This is a genomic window from Streptomyces sp. GLSS-08 (assembly GCF_056387915.1).
The window spans coordinates 138,849-159,884 of record NZ_JBWJAQ010000009.1 but is presented as its reverse complement, the minus strand read 5'-3'; the positions used below and the strand labels follow the sequence as shown (position 1 = coordinate 159,884).

Genomic DNA, 21,036 nt, shown 5'->3' with positions numbered 1-21,036 from the left:
GCATTCCCAGTGTGTCCGGGCACACGGAGTCGGCACAGGGTACGCGGGTGCGGCGGATGGCGCAGACCGAGTCCGCCCGACGTCCAGGACGGCACGGACAGCGCCGGTTCGGTGTGCGCGGACCGGACCGCTCGGCAGTCCGCCCCGCACGTGATGATCAGCGCCTCGCGTAGGAGCGCTTCACCAAAACCTTCCCCGCGGACGTTGACTGCTGGTCCACGCACGTCGCGTCGACGACATAGACCGTGACCTGTGCGGTGTCCGATGTGTGTGGCAGGACGACCAGGTAAGCACTCGTGCCCTTGTACACACCTTCGGAGGCGGCGAGGACGGTGTCGCTGCGGTTGATGGCCCGTTCAATGCACACCGGCACCTGTACGCCGGTCTCCTGGAGAGTCCTCGGCTCGCTGCTCCCGGACCCCGAGGTACCCGACTCGACGCCCCAGGGCTTCTTGCTGCCGGTGCCGGAGCCGGATTGCGCCAGCAGATCCGCCACTTGGTTTCCCAGCTTGCCGTCGACGAAGGTGTGCGCCTCGTCGGTGTGCCTCTGCGTCGCTGTGGCGGGAGTGTCCCCGGGTTTCTCGTCGGTCAGCGATTGGACGAGGAGCGTTCCGAGCCCGAGTGCGGCGGCAGCGAAGGCGGCACCCAGAGCAAGGGTGCCCCGGCGACCGTGCCGCAGGCGAGGGGCGCGCCCCGGGCCGGTGGTGGCGCGGGCATGACCGCGGGGCCGGTTTCCTACGGAGGTGGTGGATGTTTCACGTGAAACACGCTCGCCCTCGGCATCGAGCTCGGCCGACGCGTCGGACCGGGCGGGAGCATCCGCACCATCCAGGCCGGCAGTCGTGGCGCTCAGCAGGGCCTCCGCTGCCAGCGCGGCATCGATCCGTTCCGCCACGTCGGCGGGCATCCGGGCGGGACCGGGCAACGTACCCAGCAGTCCTCGGACTTCCTCCAGGGAGGCGTAGACGTCGGCGCAGAGCGGGCAACCGTCCAGGTGCTGCCGGACATCCGCACTGCGGGAAGGGGGGAGCAGGCCTTCGGTGAGGTCGGAGAGCTCCGATACGTCCGGGTGGCCGGCCGTGCCGGTCATGGATGTCACGCTCGCCCACCTCCGCCCTTCACCGCGGCCGAGTCGCTCGGCCCTGACTCCTGTGATCCCGCGTCCTGCGGTTCCGTGTCCCGTGACGCTGCTGCGGGTGGGACGGATGTCCCCTGCGTCCGGTTCCTTCCGCCGCCCGGCTTCTCTCCGTCCTGGTCGCTTCCGCTTCCCGTACGGAGATGGGCGAGCAACGGCAGCAGTCTGGCTCTGCCCCGGGCGCAGCGGCTCTTCACCGTGCCGGTGGGTACGTCGAGGACGCGAGCGGCTTCGGCCACGGGGTACCCCTGCATGTCCACCAGAACGAGGGCCGCTCGCTGGTCGGGCGGGAGCGTGCCCAGAGCCTCGACGAGTTCGCGGTGGAGGTCGTTGCGCTCGGCAGGCGCGGAAGCCGACTCGTGTGGCCCGAGGAGCTGTTCGAAGCGCTCGGCGTCGTCGACCGGTGACGTTTTTCTGGACGCGGTCTTCCTGGCTCGGTCCAGGCAGGCGTTCACCGTGATGCGGTGCAGCCAGGTGGTGACGGCGGACTGGCCACGGAAGGTGTGGGCGGCCCGGTAGGCGGACACCAGTGCGTCCTGAACCGCGTCAGCGGCCTCCTCGCGGTCTCCCAGCGTTCGCAGGGCCACCGCCCACAAGCGGTCGCGGTGTCGCCGCACGAGCTCGCCGAAGGCCTCGGAATCCCCCTCGACGTGGCGGGCCAGGAGATTCTGATCGCTCACGTCGCCGTATGCGCCGTCATCGGCCATCGGACCCCTCCCCTCCGTCGACGAGTCGTCAGCCGGTGAACTTCACATCCGTCACGGCCTGCTTGAAGCCGGCACCGCTGAACTCGTCCTTGCCCGCGTACGGCGCCGCCGTGATCCACACCAGGACGTACCGCGTCTTCACGGCCTTGTCCGCGGGGATCTTCAGCTGCCGGCCGGAGGTCGTCGCCGAGGCGATCTTCTTCATGGAACCGAGCGAGGCGGACGAGGAGAACGAGTCCGCCGCATACAGCGAGACCGTGGTGTGGTCGCCGATGTAGTTCAGCCCTATCGATGCCGACGCGAGGCTGCGGTCGGGTCCGAGGTCGTAGATGATGCCCACACCCTGCTTGAACGGTGCGAGCACCGGCCCGTCGTTGTAGGAGTAGGTCCGCCAGTACGTCGAGCTGTCGCCGTCGTAGGTCAGGCCGACATCGCTGGCGTGCTGCGGCTTCCCGTCCGGGAAGTACTCCTGGGCGCCCCGGATCGAGATGGGTCTGACCGGCCTGTTCTTGTCGCTGTTCTTGTCGTTGCCGTCGGTGGTCTGCGTCTTGTTGGTCTCGTCGTTCTCGCTGCGGTCCTTGAGGGCGTCCGCCAGTTGCCAGCTGCCGAGACCCAGCGCGGCGATGAGCAGTGCGGAAACCGCCCACTTCAGCGCCTTGCCGGTGCGACTTTGCAAGGGGGACGGCGGGGGTGCGACGGACTGGGTGACGCCCGGATGGAGCGTCTGGCGCCCGTACGTGCCCTGTTGATAGGTGGTGCGCTGATAGTCGGGCGGGGCGGTGAAAGCGGGCTCCGGCGGGCGGATGCGGGGCATCTCACCGATCGCCTTCACCAGCTCCTCCGGCGTCGTGCACGCCGGCTCCTGGCGCGAGGCGGTCGCGCCGTCGTTGGCGAGCGCGCGCATGGCCAGTTCCGACAGGCCGCGGTGGACGCCGGCCCGGACCTGGTCGGGAGCGATCAGTCCGACGCCCTTGGGCAGCCCGGACAGGCCGTACGCGTCGTCTTCGTAGGGCCAGCGCTGAGTGAGTGCCGCGTACAGCAGTGCGCCGATCGCCTCGGTGTCCGTGCGCTGCGGCGTGTCGGAACTGATACCGCGCAGGGCGGCGTTGACGGCGAGGCCGCGGATGCGCCACTGGCCCGACGAGGAGCGCAGGACGGCACCCGGTGTCAGCCGGAGATGTGCGAGCCCTTCGCGGTGGGCGGCAGCCATGGCCTGGGAGACCTGGGTGACCATCTGGTAGGCCTCGTGCACCTCCAGCGGACCCGCGGCGAGGAGGGCGGTCAGCTCCGTGGCGTCGGGGAGCCACTCGTGCACGACGTAGACGAGGTCGTTCTCCTCGACCGCGTCCAGGACCTGGACGAAGCGGGGGTCACCGAGCAGCGCGGAGGACCGGGCAGCGGCCAGCACCGAGCGGGCCCGGCTGTGGTCGGCGGGAAGCAGATGCACGCCGACGGCGCGGCGGAGCTTCTCGTCCACCGCGCGCCAACTGCTGAAACCGTCCAGACGAGTGACGCACTCCTCGAGACGGTAGCGTCTGGCGAGCTTGTGACCGCTGTGCAGTTCGGGCGGTGAGACCCTTCCGGGACTCTCGATCCCCCCGCTCACTTGTGCCTCGTCGCTCTCCGTGTCCCGCTCCAGGTTCTGGGCCACCCCGTCGGCCGTGGACTGGTCCGCCTTCGCGGTCAGCGGCTCGTCATCACCGCTGTTGTCTGCCACGTCGACGGCAGCCGTGCTCCGTTCCGCCACCGTCGCTCCTGCCTCCCCATCCGTTGCGCGCTGTCCGACGCAGAAACCAATTGTGCCCACAGTCCGGTGCTATGCACGACACACAGCAGCGAACGATGGTTGTGCGCTTACCCGCGCGTCAACGCCCCAGCCGCCCGCGGACCATGCCGACCATGGAGTTGAGCTCCTCGATGCGCATCTTCCGCGCGGCGACGTAGAAGACGCCGAGCAGGAGAGCGCCGCCGCCGACGAGCGCGAGGAAGGAGCCACCGACACCCTGTCCGAGGGAACGGCTCATGCCGTAGCAGGCCGCACCGCTGATGAGCGCGGCCGGGACCGCCGCGATAGCCAGCCGTGCGTACGTGCGCAGGACGCGGGCTCCGTCCAGGTCGCCCCCGAGCCGCTTGCGCAGCCTGCCCCAGGCGATACCGACGCCGATCGCGTAGGCGAGGCCGTACGAGGCGGCCATACCGACCACCGCCCACCGGGAGGGCAGTACGAAGAAGCAGAGGGCGGAGGCACCGGCGTTGACGGCGGCGACGATGACCGTGTTGTAGAAGGGCGTCCGCGTGTCCTCGTAAGCGTAGAAGGCGCGGAGGACCACGTACTGGACGGAGTAGGGGATCAGGCCGAGGCCGAACGCCATCAGCATGTAACCCATGTTGGTGGCTTCGCTGGTTCCGGAGGAACCGAAGATCAGCGTGCACATGGGGATGCCGAGCGCCACGAACCCGAACGAGATGGGCACGATCGCGACGGCCGTGGTGCGAAGGCCCTGGGAGATGTCGTCGCGGACGGCGCCGGTGTCGCCCTCGTTGGCCGAGCGGGACAGCCGCGGCAGCAGGGCGGCCATCAGCGACACCGTGATGATGGCCTGCGGCAGACCCCAGATGAGCTGGGCGTTGGCGTAGGCGGCCAGACCGGTGCCGCCGACAGGTGAGGCCTTGCCCGCCGAGGTGGAGAGCTGGGAGACCACGAGCGCGCCCGCCTGGTTGGCCAGGACGAACAGCACGGTCCACTTGGCGAGCATCGCCGCCTTGCCCAGGCCGTGGCCCTTCCAGTCGAACCGGAGCCGCAGCCGGAACCCGGTCTCCCGCAGGTACGGGATCATCGCGAGGGCCTGCACGACGAGGCCGAGCAGAACGCCGACGCCCAGGAGCTTCTGGCCCTCCGGAGGGATGGTCGTGACATTCATGCCCGAGTTCGCCGCGGAGCCGTACACCCAGATGAACAGGCCCAGGGTGACGATGATGACGATGTTGTTGAGGACCGGCGTCCACATCATCGCGCCGAACCTGCCGCGCGCGTTGAGGATCTGCCCCATCACCACGTGGACGCCCATGAAGAAGATCGTGGGCAGGAAGTAGCGGGTGAAGGTGACGGCCACGTCGTTGGCCGCCGGATTGTCGGCGATCCCCGTCGACAGCATGCGGACCAGCAGCGGTGCGCCGAAGACCGCGAGCACGGTGAGCGCCCCAAGGACCACCATGACGAGCGTCAGCAGCCGGTTGGCGTAGGCCTCGCCGCCGTCCTCGTCGTCCTTCATCGCGCGGACGAGTTGCGGTACGAAGACGGAGTTGAGTCCGCCGCCGATGGTGAGGATGTAGATCATCGTCGGCAGCTGGTAGGCGATCTGGAAGGAGTCGCCGAGGACGCCGAGACCCAGTGCCGAGACAATGAGCGCAGAGCGGATAAACCCGGTGAGCCGGGACACCATCGTGCCCGCGGCCATCACCGCGCTCGACTTCAGGAGCCCGGAGGCCCGGCCGCCCTTTTTCGGTGCGGCGGCCGGAGACGAGGCGGCGGGCGCCGGGGAGGCCGCGTCCGGCCCCTGGTGGGAGGCGGGCGCAGGGGACGGGCTGGGCACCGTCGCGGACGCCATGGCAGGCCGGGTGCCGTCCTGCTGCTGGTCCCGGAAGAGGTGGGCGAAGGCGTCGGGCTCGTGACGCTCCTCGCCGGCCTGGGTGACCAGGTCGTCCACGCCCACGAACTGGGTCGTGCGGGGGTCCTCACCGTAGGGGAGGTGCCGGGTCGGCCCGGCGGGCTCGGGCGGGGGCGTCTGGGCCCACACACGCGGGTCGGGTGCGTACTGCTGCGGCTGCGGCTGGGCGTAGAGCGGCGGCTGCGGCGGGTACGTGCCCGGCGGAGGCGGCGGGTGTGCGGCACGGTCGTAGAGCGCCTCGGTCACCGGATCCTGGGCCGAGAGGTCCTGCCCGCGGTACGGATCCTGGTCGTAGGCGTCCTGGAAGTACATGTCCGCGGGGGGCCCCGGTGGCGTCTGGCCGGGCTCGGGCGGCGGACCCTCGGGGTAGCCCGAATCGCCCGCGCCCTGACCGCGGTCACCGTCGTACGGCGCGTTCATGGTTACCCCACCTCATCGTCCCCGGGCCCACCGGCCACGACATCGCTCAACGGTCCACTCTCTCACCCGTGCCGGACGGGTCGGTGCTTTCCGGTGCGGTGTCCGGTGTCGGGTCACTCGGGTGCTCCGGGTTGCCTGCCCCCGGCTCCTTGCCGGACTTCCCCCCGGGGCGGTCCTGGGAGCCCGTGGCGTCGGTGTCCTCAGTGTCTACGGTGCCGTCGCCGTCCCTGTTCAGGATCTCGTCCTCGGGACCCTCCTCCGGTTCCTCCTCGGCCTGCCGGGCCACCGCGCGCTTGCGCTGCGTGTACATCCGGAAGCCGGCGAGCACCAGGAGCAGGACGCCGCCGGCGATGACCAGCATCACCGTGGGCGTGATCTCGTTGACGTCCACGTCGAAGGCGACGGGGGCGCCGTAGGCCTGGCCGTCCGTCGTGTAGAGCTGGGCGACGACCCTGACGGGGCCGTTCGCGTTGGCGTTGGTGATGAACTTCACCGACTGGCTGTGTCCGCCCGAGACACCGATGGGCTGCTCGCCGTAGGGGCCGTCATCGATCTTGAGACGGGTGGGCTGCTCCGACGTGAGGCGCAGGACGAGGTTGTCGACGCCCTGAACCAGGTTGTTCTGCACCGTCACCGGGATCTTGGCACTGCGGCCCGAGAGTTTGGTCTCGGACTTGTCGATCAGCCTGACCTGATCCGTGAGCACCCTGAGATACGCGTTCACCCCGGAGCGGAAGGTCGCCGCCTCCGTGGCACGGCCGCGCCACGAGGTGGACATGCTCCGGTCCATGGCCCGCCCGAAGGGGGTGACGACGCGGTCGGGGCTGATGAGGATCACTTCGAAGCCGTCCAGCTTGCGCTGGATCTTCTCGATGTCCCCGAAGGCCGACACCGGCAGCTGCTGCCGGCGCAGCGCGGAGGAGTACGCGGAGGCGGCCGGGACCCGGGTCGCGGCGTCCGGGTCCGGCTTGGCGTCGGCGGCCGCGGTCAGCTCCTGGGACCGGGACCAGTTCCCGTCCTGGAGCGCCGTCAGCGCCTGCGCCATGGTCTGGGCCTGGCTTCCCGAGGGCATCCGCTGCGGGGCGACCACGATGCTGCGCTGCTTGTCGGGCTGCTGCAGGCTGGTCACCAGGCTCTGGGCGAGGAACTCCTGGACGGCACGCGTCGAGGTGTCCGCCTTGGTCATGTCGCCCTGGAACACCGTGGACAGACGGGCGTCCGCGACGACCGCCGTGGTGCCGCCGCCGATGGGCCGGGCCGCATTGGGCGTGTACGGGAGGCCGCCGGTCTCCCTGAGGCTGTCACTGCGGGCGATCACCTTGTCGGCACCGGCGGAGGTGGCCACCTTGACGATCGACGGGTCGATCGCGCCGTCGACGGGCCAGGCGAAGTCGGTGCTCGGAGTCACGTGCAGGATCGTCTTCACGGTGTCCGAGGCGACGTCGGTGGCGTCCTTGAGGTGGCTCAGGGAGCCGGTGACGTTCCTGCCGTTGTGGGCGAGCGAGGCGAGGTCGGGATCGGCGAAGGGGAGGGCGACGACCTCCTTGTCCGCAACCGTCTTCTCCAGCTTCAGCAGCCAGGCGTCGGCGACCCTGCGGTTGCTGCCCGCCGTCGTGGTGCCGCCCTTGCCCTGGATCCGGTAGCCGTCCCTCATCGCGTCGACGGAGGCCAGCAGGTCCGGGTCGACGACCCAGGTGACGTCGAGCGTGCTGCCCAGCGACAGGAGCTGGTCCAGGCGGCCGCCGGGGGAGATCTCCTTGGCCAGGTCGTCGTTCTGGAAGACCGGGGTCTGCTGCTCGTTCGAACCGGTCTCCGCCGTGAGGTGCACGCTCGAGATCAGCGGCCAGAGGTACGTCGTTCTGGTCCTGGTGTCCGCAGGCTCGGGCTGCCAGGGGAGAAACGTGCGCTGGATGCCGAGCACCTGCTCGTACGGCAGGGCCGCCGACCGGCCGGAGACGGAGACACCGAGCGGGTAGACGCCGTCCTCCCCCAGGTCCAGTTCCTTGACCGGCACCGAGATGCTGAAGTGCTGCGAGACGCCCGGCGTGAGCTTCGTGAACTCCTCGGCGTACTTGTCACCCACCGGCGCGCCGTCGAGTCCCGGCTGGTAGCGGGTGCGCTTGGTCACGGTGTCGAGCGCGGTGCGGCTGTCGAGCGAGGGTCCGAGGCGCAGGTCCACGCGGGCGTCGGTGACCGGTTGCCTGCCCCTGTTGGTGACCGTGCCCGAGACGGTGAGGGTGTCACCGTCCGTAGGGGCGCTGGGGCTGAGGGAGTCCACGGAGACGTCGACGGTGCCGGACGACGAGGCGTCGGCCGGGGAGGTCGGCTCGGCGGCCTGGGCAAGCGGGGACGACAGCTGGACCAGGCCGGCCAGCAGGGGCAGACCCGCGAGCAGGACACCGGTGCGCCGCATCCAGCGGCGGGCAGGTGAGGGACTCATCCCCTGGAAGTCTGCCGCCTCGGCCACGCGCTCGCCCGTCCTCGTCGTCGTCAGTGGTCGTCGGAATGTGCGTCCACGCATGGTAACGATGTGCGCGGAGGGGAAGTGCCGCGGTCTGCTCCACAAGATCGGCAGCCACTGCCGGCCTGTCCTCTATGTGCGTGTATCAGGGGTCGCGTCCCGGCCCGTTCCCCAGGACAGGGGTGTGCACGTTCAATGAAGGCGCCCGAGGTGGTGCGGGCCACGTACCCTTTTCTGTTGTGCCGAACGCCAACGAAGAGAACCCCAGCGCCCTGAGTCAGGTGCAGCGCCGCGCAGTGAGCGAACTGCTGCGGGTGTCCCCTGTCGCCGACGACCTCGCCCGCCGTTTCCAGGAGGCCGGGTTCTCGCTGGCCCTGGTGGGCGGCTCGGTCCGGGACGCGCTCCTCGGCCGGCTCGGCAACGACCTGGACTTCACGACCGACGCCCGTCCCGAGGACGTCCTGAAGATCGTGCGGCCGTGGGCGGACGCCGTGTGGGAGGTCGGGATCGCCTTCGGCACCGTGGGGGCGCAGAAGGACGCTCGTGTCGGTGACGTGCAGCAGTCCTTCGAGATCGAGATCACGACGTACCGCTCCGAGGCGTACGACCGGACCTCGCGGAAGCCCGAGGTGTCCTACGGCGACTCCATCGAGGAGGACCTGGTCCGTCGCGACTTCACCGTGAACGCGATGGCCGTCGCGCTTCCGGAGAAGGAGTTCATCGACCCGCACGGTGGACTGGAGGACCTCGCGGGGCGTGTTCTGCGTACGCCCGGCACTCCGGAGGAGTCCTTCTCCGACGATCCGCTCCGGATGATGCGCGCCGCCCGGTTCGCGGCACAACTCGACTTCGAGGTCGCGCCCGACGTCGTCGCCGCGATGAAGGACATGGCCGGGCGCATCGAGATCGTGTCCGCGGAGCGGGTGCGGGACGAGCTGAACAAGCTGATCCTGGCCGCCCAGCCGCGCAAGGGCCTGACGCTGCTCGTTGAGACGGGGCTGGCGGATCACGTGCTGCCGGAGCTTCCCGCGCTGCGTCTTGAGCGGGACGAGCACCACCGGCACAAGGACGTCTACGAGCACACTCTGATCGTGCTGGAACAGGCGATGGCGCTGGAGGAGGACGGCCCCGACCTCGTTCTTCGGCTCGCCGCGCTGCTGCACGACATCGGCAAGCCCAGGACGCGCCGCTTCGAGAAGGACGGGCGGGTCTCCTTCCACCACCACGAGGTGGTGGGCGCCAAGATGACCAAGAAGCGGATGACGGCTCTCAAGTACTCCAACGAGCTGGTGAAGGACGTCTCGCGCCTGGTCGAACTCCACCTGCGCTTCCACGGGTACGGCACGGGTGAGTGGACGGATTCCGCGGTCCGGCGTTACGTCCGCGACGCGGGGCCCCTCCTCAGTCGCCTCCACAAGCTGACTCGGTCCGACTGCACCACGCGCAACAAGCGCAAGGCGACCGCGCTTTCGCGTGCGTACGACGGTCTGGAGGAGCGCATCCTCCAGCTCCAGGAGCAGGAGGAGCTGGACTCCATCCGGCCGGACCTCGACGGCAACCAGATCATGGAGATCCTCGGCATCGGCCCGGGCCCGGCGATCGGACAGGCCTACAAGTTCCTGCTCGAACTACGCCTGGAGAACGGCCCGATGGAGCAAGAGGCGGCGGTGGCGGCTCTCAAGGACTGGTGGGCCGCGCAGGTCTGAGTTCCGTGGACGGAAGAACGGTGTCGTGTTTCACGTGAAACATGACACGGATACGCCGAGGGGCGGTGTTTCACGTGAAACACCGCCCCTCGGCGTATACCGACCGAGCTGTTACTTGGTCTCCTTGAGGCAGAGCACCACGTTGTGGCCGCCGCCGGACTGGACGTAGTACACCGTCGCGGCGGAGACGCTCTCGCACTTGCTGTCGTCGCTGGTGTTGTCGAACTTCTCGACAACCTTGTACTGGGAGTCGCTTGAGGAGCAGTCGACCTCGTTGAGGTCGGCGTTGGAGGTGGTGCCGTCGTTGTGCATGCAACTGCCCACCGACGTGGTCTCCGCGTCGCTCTGACCGAAGTACCACTTCGCCCCGTACAGACCTATGGCGACCAGGATCAGGGCGACGACGCGCATGGCCTTCTTGCCGAACCGCTTGGCCGGAGCCGGCGGCGGGACCGGGGCTCCGGGCTGCTGCGGGAACGGCGCGTAGGGCTGCTGCGGGGGGACCCCGGGCTGCTGGTCCGCCGGAGCGGTGGGCTGGGCGGCGTAAGGATTCTGGCCCTGCGGCGGCGGCGAAACGGTCACTTGGGGGTCCCCCTCGAACGATGTGAGCACGTGGCGTGAAATAAGACGCACGTAAACTATCGGGATTCACAGGCCGCTCTGTAGCCAGGAGGAGCTCTGTGGCGTTGATGTGACACTTACTGGCGCGCAAAGCGGGTCATAGACACAGCAACTGTCGCGTAGATAACGGCGATCGTGACCACCAGGATCACCGATCGTCCGTCAGGGGGCAGCAGGAGAGCGGCCACTGCGGCCGCGCCGACGAATGCGATGTTGAACAGCACGTCGTAAACGGAGAAGATCCGGCCACGGAAGCCGTCATCGACGGAGGACTGGACGATCGTGTCCGTGGCGATCTTCGCGCCCTGCGTGGTCAGGCCCAGGACGAAGGCCGCGGCCAGCATCGGGGGCACGGCGAACGGAAGGGCCAGCGCGGGCTCCAGAAGCGCGGCGCAGGCGGCACAGACGGCGATCCAGCGGACCGGCCCCATGGTCCCGGCGACCGCTGGAGACAACACGGCGGCAGCGAAGAAGCCGGCGCCGGAGACGCCCACCGCGAGTCCCAGAAGAGCGAGGCCGTCCTCGGAGTCCGACGACCAGGCGTACCGGCAGAGCATCAGCACCATGACCGTCAGGGCGCCGTAGCAGAAACGCATCAACGTCATGGACGCGAGAGCCCAGGCGGCGTCCCTGCGGGCCGGCTCGGACAGATGACGCATGCCCGCCGCGAGCCCGCGGGCCGTGTCTGCGAGCGTCGCCCACAGGCGCGGACGCACGAGGTGGCGGTCGGGTCCGAGCAGTCCCGGCGGTATGCGCAGGGCGGCGAGCGCCGCGCACAGGTACACGGCTGCTCCCAGGAGCACCACGACGGCATTGGAGTCCACGGTCAGCAGCCGTACGGCGAGGGCGAGGGCTCCGCCCGCGGTCGCGCTGAGTGTCCCCGCCGTCGGGGACACCGAGTTCGCGATGACCAGCCGTTCGGAGTCGACGACCCGCGGCAGTGAGGCCGAGAGGCCAGCCAGGACGAAGCGGTTGAGCGCCGTGACGCACAGCGCGGAGGCGTAGAAGAGCCAGTCGGGGACGTGGCTGAGCATCAGGACGGCCGTCACGCACGCCAGCAGCGCCCGCAGCAGGTTGCCGTGGACGAAGACCTGCCGACGGCGCCAGCGGTCGAGCAGGACGCCCGCGAAAGGACCCACGAGGGAGTACGGAAGGAGCAGTACCGCCATGGCCGAGGCGATGCCGGCGGCCGAGGTCTGCTTCTCCGGCGAGAACACGACGTATGTGGCGAGCGCGACCTGGTACACGCCGTCGGCGCCCTGGGACAGCAGCCGGACGGTGAGCAGGCGTCTGAAGCCCTCGAAGCGCAGAAGTACGCGCAGGTCACGCACGACGGACATGGGGCCCAGCCTCACATACGAGGAGGGTCCCCGGGCGACGACCCGGGGACCCTCAACTGGCTCGCGACAGTGGCGCTTTAGCGCTCGACCTCGCCCTTGATGAACTTCTCGACGCTGGCGTAGGCCTCGTCGTCGAAGTACTGGACGGGCGGGGACTTCATGAAGTAGCTCGACGCGGAGAGGATCGGGCCGCCGATGCCGCGGTCCTTGGCGATCTTCGCGGCGCGCAGGGCGTCGATGATGACACCCGCGGAGTTGGGGGAGTCCCAGACCTCGAGCTTGTACTCCAGGTTCAGCGGAACGTCGCCGAAGGCGCGGCCCTCGAGGCGGACGTACGCCCACTTGCGGTCGTCCAGCCAGGCCACGTAGTCCGAGGGGCCGATGTGCACGTTCTTCGCGCCCATGTCGCGGTCGGGGATCTGCGAGGTGACGGCCTGCGTCTTCGAGATCTTCTTCGACTCGAGGCGGTCGCGCTCCAGCATGTTCTTGAAGTCCATGTTGCCGCCCACGTTGAGCTGCATGGTGCGCTCGAGACGGACACCGCGGTCCTCGAACAGCTTCGCCATCACACGGTGCGTGATGGTGGCGCCGACCTGCGACTTGATGTCGTCACCGACGATCGGGACGCCGGCCTCGGTGAACTTGTCGGCCCACTCCTTGGTGCCGGCGATGAAGACCGGAAGGGCGTTGACGAAGGCGACCTTGGCGTCGATGGCGCACTGGGCGTAGAACTTCGCCGCGTCCTCGGAGCCGACGGGCAGGTAGCAGACGAGAACGTCGACCTGCTGGTCCTTGAGAACCTTGACCACGTCGACCGGGGTCTCGGCGGACTCCTCGATGGTCTCCCGGTAGTACTTACCGAGGCCGTCGAGGGTGTGGCCGCGCTGGACCGTGACGCCCTTGTTCGGGACGTCGCAGATCTTGATGGTGTTGTTCTCGCTGGCGCCGATGGCGTCCGACAGGTCGAGGCCGACCTTCTTGGCGTCGACGTCGAACGCGGCGACGAACTCGACGTCACGCACGTGGTACTCGCCGAACTGCACGTGCATCAGGCCCGGCACCTTTGACGCCGGGTCGGCGTCCTTGTAGTACTCGACGCCCTGGACCAGCGACGCGGCGCAGTTGCCCACGCCGACGATGGCTACGCGAACCGAACCCATTCCGGTTGCTCCCTGTGTGTACTCGGTGAGACCCCGAATGGGTCTCACGTGGTGGTGTCGTCGGACGGATCCGGCCGGGAGCTGTCCCGGTGCCGGGGCAGGCCGCCCGTCTCTCCAGATGTGCTGTCCTGCTGAGCGGGTCCTTCGGGGCCGGAACGCTTCTGGTCCCGTCCGGCCCGCTCACTCTCGATGAGCTCGTTCAGCCAGCGCACTTCGCGCTCCACGGACTCCATTCCGTGCCGCTGGAGCTCGAGGGTGTAGTCGTCGAGGCGCTCCCGGGTGCGCGCCAGCGAGGCGCTCATCTTCTCCAGGCGTTCCTCGAGCCGACTGCGGCGGCCCTCCAGTACGCGCATGCGTACGTCGCGCGACGTCTGTCCGAAGAACGCGAAGCGGGCGGCGAAGTGCTCGTCCTCGTACGCGTCGGGGCCCGTCTGCGCGAGCAGCTCCTCGAAGTGTTCCTTACCTTCCGCCGTCAATCGGTAGACGATCTTGGCGCGACGCCCCGTGAGTGAAGCGGCGAGGGCGTCCTCAGGTGTGGACCCCGGCTCCTCGATCAACCAGCCGTTGGCGACCAGCGTCTTGAGGCAGGGGTAGAGCGTTCCGTAGCTGAACGCACGGAACACCCCAAGTGACGTATTGAGACGTTTGCGCAGCTCGTAGCCGTGCATCGGAGACTCGCGAAGCAGGCCGAGTACGGCGAACTCAAGGATGCCGGAACGCCGGCTCACGATCGCCTCCTCCCTGTCGCTGTCACGTCGGCACGGCCTCTATGCCGGGCTGATGTATCGACTCGATACATCAGCACGATAGAACGCCTCTACGGATGCGACAAGAGGGGAGATGGTGAACGGCGTCACATCACTGATTCGTAGCAAGTGAGTTGCCTGATTTGGGGTGAACTTGGGCCCTCGGTGGGTTTTGACGGTGCGTAGTCTGTGCGCCATGCAGACCGCCGGGAACCGAGTGATGCCCGGGGACGTCCCTGTCCTCGGTGCAGTACGGGTGAATGCGATGACTGCCGCATCCGTACTTCGGGGGGACCGGAAACCAGCCGCCGTTTCCAGGTGCGCAAAGGTGCGCCTGCCCGAGGAGTAATCGTTCGATGAGCGAGCACCGTCGCAAACCGCCGCAGCCGCAGGGCGGCGGGCGTGCCGCGGCCCGACGCGGTCAGCCCGGCCCGTCCTCCGGTCGCCGTGCCGCACCGCGGGGCGTCACCGGGTCTCCTTCCGATGCCTACGGCCCGGGGGGTGAGGAGCGCCCGTACGGGAGCCGTGCCGAGGCCCGGCGGGCGGTCCAGAGGAGCAGTGGGGGCGGCCGACGCCGAGCCGCCGAGGGTTCAGGCGCCGGCGGGCCCGGAGGCGTGGGCGGCGGCGGGCGCGGCGGCCCCGGTGGACCCGGCGGTCCGGGGCGCGGCCGAGGCCGTCCAGGACCCGCCAAGAAACGCTTCATCGACTATCCCCGTGCGGGCAGGTACGGCGCTTCGCGCTGGGTGCCGTCCTGGAGGCTCGTGACAGGGCTCTTCATCGGGTTCTTCGGCAGCCTGGTGGCGGTCGCGGGCGTCGCGTACGCGCTGGTGGACGTGCCGGACGTGGCCAAGACCGCCGAGGCGCAGAACAACGTCTACTACTGGTCGAACGGCAAACAGATGGTCGCGACCGGCGGGGAGACGAACCGCCAGATCATCAGCTACGAGAAGATCCCCAAGGCGATGCGCTTCGCCGTCATGTCGGCCGAGAACAAGACGTTCGAGAACGACAGAGGTGTCGACCCGATGGGCATCGCCCGGGCCTTCGTCAACATGGCCAAGGGCGGTCAGACGCAGGGCGGCTCCACCATCACCCAGCAGTACGTGAAGAACGCGATGCTGGACGACCAGTCGCAGACGATCTCCCGGAAGTTCAAAGAGCTGTTCGTCTCCATAAAGGTGGGTGCTCAGGAGCCCAAGGAGAAGATCATGGCCGGCTACCTGAACTCCGCGTACTACGGGCGCAACGCCTACGGGATCCAGGCGGCCGCACATGCGTACTTCGACAAGGACGCCCAGAAGCTCGATGAAAGCCAGTGCGCCTTCCTCGCCGCGGTGCTGAAGGGCGCCACGTACTACGACCCGGCCGGTGCCGAGTCGATCGACCCCGTCGGCGCCACTCCCGAGGCCAATCGCAAGCGGGCCGAAGCGCGGTGGCGGTGGATCCTCGAGGAAGAGGTCAGCGACGGGCGTCTGCCTGCCACGGTACTCAAGAAGTTCAAGACCTTCCCCAAGATCCAGAACCCGCGTTCGAACGCCCAGCTGAGCGGTCAGGTCGGCTACCTCGTCGACCTGGCGAAGGCATACCTGATCAACAACTCGGACAAGACCGGGGTCACGGCGAACAAGCTTCAGCAGGGCGGCTACGAGATCCACACGACCTTCGACCAGGAGAAGGTCAAGGCTCTCGAGAAGGCCGTGAAGGACGTCCGCAAGAAGAACATCAAGCCCGGGCTGCGTCCGGACAAGGACAAGTACGTCCAGTTCGGCGGAGCCTCCGTCGACCCCGACACGGGCGCGATCAAGGCCATCTACGGCGGCGAGGACGCGACCAAGCACTTCACCAACAACGCCGACCAGACCGGTGCCCAGGTGGGTTCGACGTTCAAGCCTTTCGTGCTGGCAGCGGCCATGTCCTGGGGGGTGCGCAACCCTGACGGCGACCCGGAGCAGGCACAGGACGAGCGCACCATCGTTTCGCCGAAGAGCCTGTACAGCGGCAGGAACAAGCTCAAGATCGAGGAGTACAACGGGAACGTCTGGCAGGACAAGGACGGCAACGAATGGCTGCAGAAGAACGACGGAAATGAGTCGTACAACCCGCCGTCCTTCAACATCGACCTCCGCGAGGCGATGAGGGTCTCCGCGAACTCCGCGTACGTGCAGCTCGGCATGGACGTCGGCTTGGAGAAGGTCAGGGATGCCGCCATGGAGGCGGGCATCCTCAAGACCAGCCTGGCCAGCGCCAACTTCCCGTCGTTCTCGATCGGCACCTCCGACCCGAGCGCGATCCGGATGGCCGGCGCGTACGGCACCTTCGCCGACAGCGGCAAGCAGCACGACCCGTACTCGGTCGAGGAAGTGACCGACAAGCACGGCACGGTCTTCCGGCACGAGAACAAGTCCAAGCAGGCCTTCACCTCGGCGGTGGCCGACAACGTCACCGATGTGCTGAAGACCGTGGTCGACGAGGGCACCGGTACGGCCGCCCAGCTCCCCGGCCGTCCGGTGGCCGGCAAGACCGGTACCACCGACGGCAACAAGTCCGCCTGGTTCGTCGGCTACACCCCGCAGCTCTCCACCGCGATCACGATGTACCGGATGGACGACAACGAGAGCAGCAAGAAGCGCGAATTCCTGGAGATGTACGGAACGGGTGGCCAGGAGAAGATCCACGGCGCCTCGTTCCCGGCCGAGATCTGGCACGACTACATGGCACAGGCTCTCAAGAAGGAGCCGGTGAAGAACTTCCCGACGCCCGAGGACATCGGCACGGTCGTCAATGACGTACCGACGCCGACCGTGACTCCCTCGGTGACCGAGAGCCACGAGGAAAGTCCGACGCCGAGCGAGACGCCCAGCGAGACCCCCTCGTCGTCCTCGCCCTCGCCCTCGCCCAGCGAGAGCTGTGGCAAGTGGGACTGGAACTGCAACAACAACGGCGGGACCGACACGGGCGGCCCCGACACCGGCGGTACGGACGGCGGCGTGACGTCTTCGCCCACGGAGTCCACCGGGACCGGAAACACACGAGGCAACGGCAACGGAGGCCTGTTCGGCGGCCCGGGCGGATAGCAGCACCCTGCCCACCGACGTGTGTTTCACGTGAAACATGGGCCGCCGCACCGACCAGGTGCGGCGGCCCTCGGCGTATTCCCAGGTGCGTACGGCAGGATGTGCGTCATGCCCAGTGCAGAAGCGACGCGAGCGAGCGTGCACGAGCCGGAACCCGTACACCCGACCAGGGAGGACGAGGTCGCCGCGAACGGCAGTGAGCTGATCGGTGGCCCCTTCGGACGACGAGCGCTGCCGGGGACGTCCTGGTGGACACCCGTGCGGGTCGTCGCCCTCATCGCGATCGGCATGTTCGCCCTCGGCATGGTGCAGAAGCTGCCCTGCTACGACGGCGCCTGGTTCTTCGGTGCCAGCTCCCAGTACACGCACGCGTGCTACTCGGACATCCCGCACCTCTACCAGGGACGCGGCTTCGCCGACGGGCTCGTGCCGTACTTCGACAAGCTCAGCGGCGACATGGACTACCTCGAGTACCCGGTGCTCACCGGTGTGTTCATGGAGGTCGCCTCCTGGCTCACCCCCGGTAGCGGCAGCATCCAGCACCAGGAGCAGTTCTACTGGATGGTCAACTCCGGGATGCTGATGGTGTGCGCGGCGATCATCGCCGTGTGCGTCGCACGCACCCACGCACGCCGCCCCTGGGACGGTCTGCTGGTCGCCCTCGCCCCCGCCTTCGCCCTGACCGCCACCATCAACTGGGACCTGCTGGCCGTCGCTCTGACCGCTGTCGCCATGCTGATGTGGTCCCGGGGCCGCTCCCTCGCGTTCGGCGTCCTGCTGGGGCTCGCCACGGCCGCCAAGCTCTATCCGTTCCTGCTGCTGGGCCCGCTGCTGATGCTGTGCTGGCGTGCCGGAAGGTGGCGTGAGTTCCGGATCGCGGTGGGTGGCGCGGTCGTGGCCTGGCTCGCCGTGAACCTGCCCGTGATGGTCTTCGCCTTCGAGGGCTGGTCGAAGTTCTACACGTTCAGCCAGGAGCGCGGTGTCGACTTCGGATCCTTCTGGCTGATCCTCTCCCAGCGCTGGCAGAGCTCTCTCCTGACCACGGACAACATCAACACGTTCGCCAGCGTCCTGATGCTGCTGGCCTGCGTGGGCATCGCCGCGCTCACGGTGACGGCCCCACGCCGTCCGCGCTTCGCGCAGCTCGCATTCCTGATCGTCGCGGCCTTCATCCTCACCAACAAGGTCTACTCGCCCCAGTACGTGCTGTGGTTGGTCCCCCTTGCCGCGCTGGCCCGCCCGCGCTGGCGCGACTTCCTCATCTGGCAGGCGTGCGAGGTCGCGTACTTCGTCGGGATCTGGATGTACCTCGCGTACACGACCAGCGGAGAAGCCCACAAGGGGCTGCCCACCGAGGGGTACCAGGCCGCCATCGCCGTGCACCTGCTGGGGACGGCGTACATCTGTGCCGTGGTGGTGCGGGACATCCTGATGCCGGAGCGGGACCCGGTGCGCCGGGCCGGCGACGACGATCCGTCGGGAGGTGTGCTGGACGGCGCGGAGGACGTGTTCGTCGTGGGGGCCGCGGCGCATCCGCCCCGGCACGCGGCGCACTCCGAGGGGACTCAGGTCGAATGGGGTGCGCGGAACGCGACCACGGAGGACAGTTCGCTCTGAGCGAACGAGTGGTAGCAGCCACGCGAAAGGCCGTACACGGTGTCCGTGTACGGCCTTTCGTCCTTGGTCCAGGCGGTCCCGCCCGGCCCTCGTGCGGTCAGCGGTCGACGATCCGGTCGAACTGCGTGGTGGTGTGCCGCAGATGGGCCACCAGCTCCTCGCCCACCTTCGGCTCCGGCGCGTCCGAGGGTACGAAGAGGATCGAGACCTGCATGTGGGGCGGCTCCGCGAACCAACGCTGCTTGCCGCCCCAGACGAACGGGGACAGGTTGCGGTTGACCGTCGCGAGGCCCGCGCGGGCGACGCCCTTGGCGCGCGGCATGACGCCGTGCAGCGCCTTGGGGGCCTCCAGCCCCACCCCGTGCGACGTGCCGCCCGCCACGACGACCAGATAGCCGTCCGAAGCCGCCTTCTGCTGCCGGTAGCCGAAGCGCTCGCCCTTGGACACGCGCGTGACGTCCAGGACGGCGCCGCGGTACTCGGTCGCATCGTGGTCCCCCAGCCACAGCCGCGTACCGATGCGGGCGCGGAAGTGGGTCTGCGGGAACTGCTGCTGAAGGCGGGCGAGTTCGTCGGCCTTGAGGTGGCTGACGAACATCGTGTGCAGCGGCAGACGGGCCGCGCGCAGGCGGTCCATCCAGCCGATGACCTCCTCGACGGCGTCCGAACCGTCCGTGCGGTCCAGCGGCAAGTGGATGGCGAAGCCTTCCAGCCGCACGTTCTCTATGGCGGAGTGCAGGTGGGGCAGATCCTGTTCGCTCACACCGTGCCGCTTCATCGAGGACATGACCTCGATGACGACGCGGGCGCCCACGAGGCCGTACACGCCGTCTATCGACGATACGGAGCGGATGACACGGTCGGGCAGCGGTACGGGCTCCTCGCCCCTCCTGAACGGCGTCAGGACCAGCAGATCGCCACCGAACCAGTCCTTGATCCGGGCGGCCTCGTACGTGGTGCCGACGGCGAGGACGTCCGAGCCGAGGCGCGTGGCCTCGTCGGCGAGCCGCTCGTGGCCGAAGCCGTAGCCGTTGCCCTTGCAGACGGGGACGAGCCCCGGGAACTGCTCCTGCACGTGCTTGTGGTGTGCCCGCCAGCGCGCGGTGTCGACGTTGAGCGTGAGCGCCATGGCCGGTCCCGGAACCTTTCTCGTGGCTGCGGTGTATCAGAGGTATGAAAGGAAAGTGTGGCGGATGCGCCGGACGTTCGCGGCGATACCGCGCCGCGAAGGCGGCGCGGAGGGCGGACCCGGCCGGGTCAGCGGCGCGACATGTACATGTCGAGAGCCTTGTGGAGCAGCTTGTTGAGCGGGAAGTCCCACTCGCCGAGGTACTCGGCCGCCTGCCCGCCCGTGCCCACCTTGAACTGGATCAGACCGAAGAGGTGGTCCGTCTCGTCCAGCGAGTCGGAGATACCGCGCAGGTCGTAGACCGTCGCGCCGAGGGCGTACGAGTCGCGCAGCATCCGCCACTGCATCGCGTTCGAGGGCCGGACCTCGCGGCCGATGTTGTCCGAGGCGCCGTACGAGTACCAGACGTGGCCGCCGACGACGAGCATCGTCGCCGCGGACAGGTTCACCCCGTTGTGCCGGGCGAAGTACAGCCGCATGCGGTTGGGGTCCTCGTTGTTGAGCGCCGTCCACATGCGCTGGAAGTACGAGAGCGGGCGGGGCCGGAAGTGGTCGCGCAGTGCGGTGATCTCGTACAGCCGCTGCCACTCCTCCAGGTCCTGGTAGCCACCCTGGACGACCTCGACGCCCGACTTCTCGGCCTTCTTGATGTTGCGGCGCCACAGCTGGTTGAAGTTCCCGTGGACCTCTTCCAGCGACCGGTTCGCCAGCGGCACCTGGAAGACGTAGCGGGGCTGCACGTCACCGAAGCCGGCGCCGCCGTCCTCGCCCTGCTGCCAGCCCATGCGGCGCAGCTTGTCGGCGACCTCGAAGGCGCGGGGCTCGATGAAGTCCGCCTCGATGTCCCGCAGGCGCTTCACGTCGGGGTTCTGGATGCCGCCCTTGATGGACGCGGCCTCCCAGCGCCGGATGATCACCGGCGGGCCCATCTTCACGGAGAAGGCACCCTGCTGCTTGAGGTGCGCGAGCATCGGCTGCAGCCAGTCGTCGAGGTTCGGAGCGAACCAGTTGATGACCGGGCCCTCGGGAAGATAGGCGAGATAGCGCTTGATCTTCGGCAGCTGGCGGTACAGCACCAGGCCCGCGCCGACCATTTCGCCGGTCCTGTCGTCGAACCATCCGAGGTTCTCGGAGCGCCACTCCGCCTTGACATCGGCCCAGGCGGGGACCTGCATGTGGCTCGCCGCGGGCAGGCTCTGGATGTATGCCAGATGCTGCTCTCGGCTGATGGTCCTCAGGGTCAGGCTCATTC

At 68.5% G+C, this 21,036-nt stretch carries 14 protein-coding genes; 3 read left to right on the top strand and 11 right to left on the bottom strand.

Annotated features, from left to right (window positions below):
* Nucleotides 1–157: 157 nt before the first annotated feature.
* From AC0ZLC_RS18195 to AC0ZLC_RS18175, 5 genes are all read right to left on the bottom strand, one after another.
* Entirely contained in the window at nucleotides 158–1,090 is a 933-nt protein-coding gene (locus tag AC0ZLC_RS18195; protein ID WP_476753007.1) for an anti-sigma factor family protein, read from the bottom strand.
* 5 nt (nucleotides 1,091–1,095) lie between these two features.
* Entirely contained in the window at nucleotides 1,096–1,842 is a 747-nt protein-coding gene (gene sigM, locus AC0ZLC_RS18190; RefSeq protein WP_476753006.1) for an RNA polymerase sigma factor SigM, read from the bottom strand.
* A gap of 28 nt (nucleotides 1,843–1,870) precedes the next feature.
* Nucleotides 1,871–3,589, bottom strand: coding sequence for a protein kinase family protein (locus AC0ZLC_RS18185; protein WP_476753005.1), 1,719 nt, complete (start codon nucleotides 3,587–3,589; stop codon nucleotides 1,871–1,873).
* Between the two features lie 118 nt (nucleotides 3,590–3,707).
* Nucleotides 3,708–5,930 (bottom strand): murein biosynthesis integral membrane protein MurJ, encoded by a 2,223-nt coding sequence (gene murJ / locus AC0ZLC_RS18180; RefSeq protein ID WP_476753004.1) that lies wholly within the window; start codon nucleotides 5,928–5,930, stop codon nucleotides 3,708–3,710.
* Between the two features lie 46 nt (nucleotides 5,931–5,976).
* Nucleotides 5,977–8,397: a DUF6049 family protein gene (locus tag AC0ZLC_RS18175; RefSeq protein WP_476753003.1), complete on the bottom strand. Its 2,421-nt coding sequence runs from the start codon at nucleotides 8,395–8,397 to the stop codon at nucleotides 5,977–5,979.
* A 233-nt stretch (nucleotides 8,398–8,630) separates the two neighbouring features.
* Here AC0ZLC_RS18175 and AC0ZLC_RS18170 point away from each other — a divergent pair, with 233 nt between their 5' ends.
* Entirely contained in the window at nucleotides 8,631–10,097 is a 1,467-nt protein-coding gene (locus AC0ZLC_RS18170; RefSeq protein ID WP_476753002.1) for a CCA tRNA nucleotidyltransferase, read from the top strand.
* Nucleotides 10,098–10,208: 111 nt separating this feature from the next.
* On the opposite strand, the gene AC0ZLC_RS18165 is transcribed toward AC0ZLC_RS18170, so the two are convergent.
* From AC0ZLC_RS18165 to AC0ZLC_RS18150, 4 genes are all read right to left on the bottom strand, one after another.
* A complete protein-coding gene (locus AC0ZLC_RS18165) occupies nucleotides 10,209–10,679 on the bottom strand; it encodes an LppU/SCO3897 family protein (protein ID WP_358854524.1) in 471 nt (156 codons plus the stop codon).
* 116 nt (nucleotides 10,680–10,795) lie between these two features.
* Nucleotides 10,796–12,058: an MFS transporter gene (locus tag AC0ZLC_RS18160; RefSeq protein ID WP_476753001.1), complete on the bottom strand. Its 1,263-nt coding sequence runs from the start codon at nucleotides 12,056–12,058 to the stop codon at nucleotides 10,796–10,798.
* 77 nt (nucleotides 12,059–12,135) lie between these two features.
* Nucleotides 12,136–13,218: an inositol-3-phosphate synthase gene (locus tag AC0ZLC_RS18155; protein WP_476753000.1), complete on the bottom strand. Its 1,083-nt coding sequence runs from the start codon at nucleotides 13,216–13,218 to the stop codon at nucleotides 12,136–12,138.
* A gap of 44 nt (nucleotides 13,219–13,262) precedes the next feature.
* Nucleotides 13,263–13,946, bottom strand: a complete 684-nt coding sequence (locus AC0ZLC_RS18150) for a PadR family transcriptional regulator (protein ID WP_358854521.1) — start codon at nucleotides 13,944–13,946, stop codon at nucleotides 13,263–13,265.
* A 374-nt stretch (nucleotides 13,947–14,320) separates the two neighbouring features.
* On the opposite strand from AC0ZLC_RS18150, the gene AC0ZLC_RS18145 reads away from it, so the two are divergent.
* Entirely contained in the window at nucleotides 14,321–17,038 is a 2,718-nt protein-coding gene (locus tag AC0ZLC_RS18145) for a transglycosylase domain-containing protein (RefSeq protein WP_476752999.1), read from the top strand.
* Between the two features lie 108 nt (nucleotides 17,039–17,146).
* Nucleotides 17,147–18,655 (top strand): glycosyltransferase family 87 protein, encoded by a 1,509-nt coding sequence (locus tag AC0ZLC_RS18140; RefSeq protein ID WP_476752998.1) that lies wholly within the window; start codon nucleotides 17,147–17,149, stop codon nucleotides 18,653–18,655.
* A 97-nt stretch (nucleotides 18,656–18,752) separates the two neighbouring features.
* Here AC0ZLC_RS18140 and AC0ZLC_RS18135 read toward each other — a convergent pair whose 3' ends face one another.
* Together AC0ZLC_RS18135 and femX are read right to left on the bottom strand one after the other, a co-directional pair.
* A complete protein-coding gene (locus tag AC0ZLC_RS18135; RefSeq protein ID WP_476752997.1) occupies nucleotides 18,753–19,784 on the bottom strand; it encodes an alanine racemase in 1,032 nt (343 codons plus the stop codon).
* A 128-nt stretch (nucleotides 19,785–19,912) separates the two neighbouring features.
* Nucleotides 19,913–21,034 carry a peptidoglycan bridge formation glycyltransferase FemX gene (gene femX, locus AC0ZLC_RS18130; RefSeq protein WP_358854517.1) on the bottom strand — a complete coding sequence of 374 codons (1,122 nt, stop codon included), beginning with the start codon at nucleotides 21,032–21,034 and terminating at the stop codon, nucleotides 19,913–19,915.
* Nucleotides 21,035–21,036 lie beyond the last annotated feature (2 nt).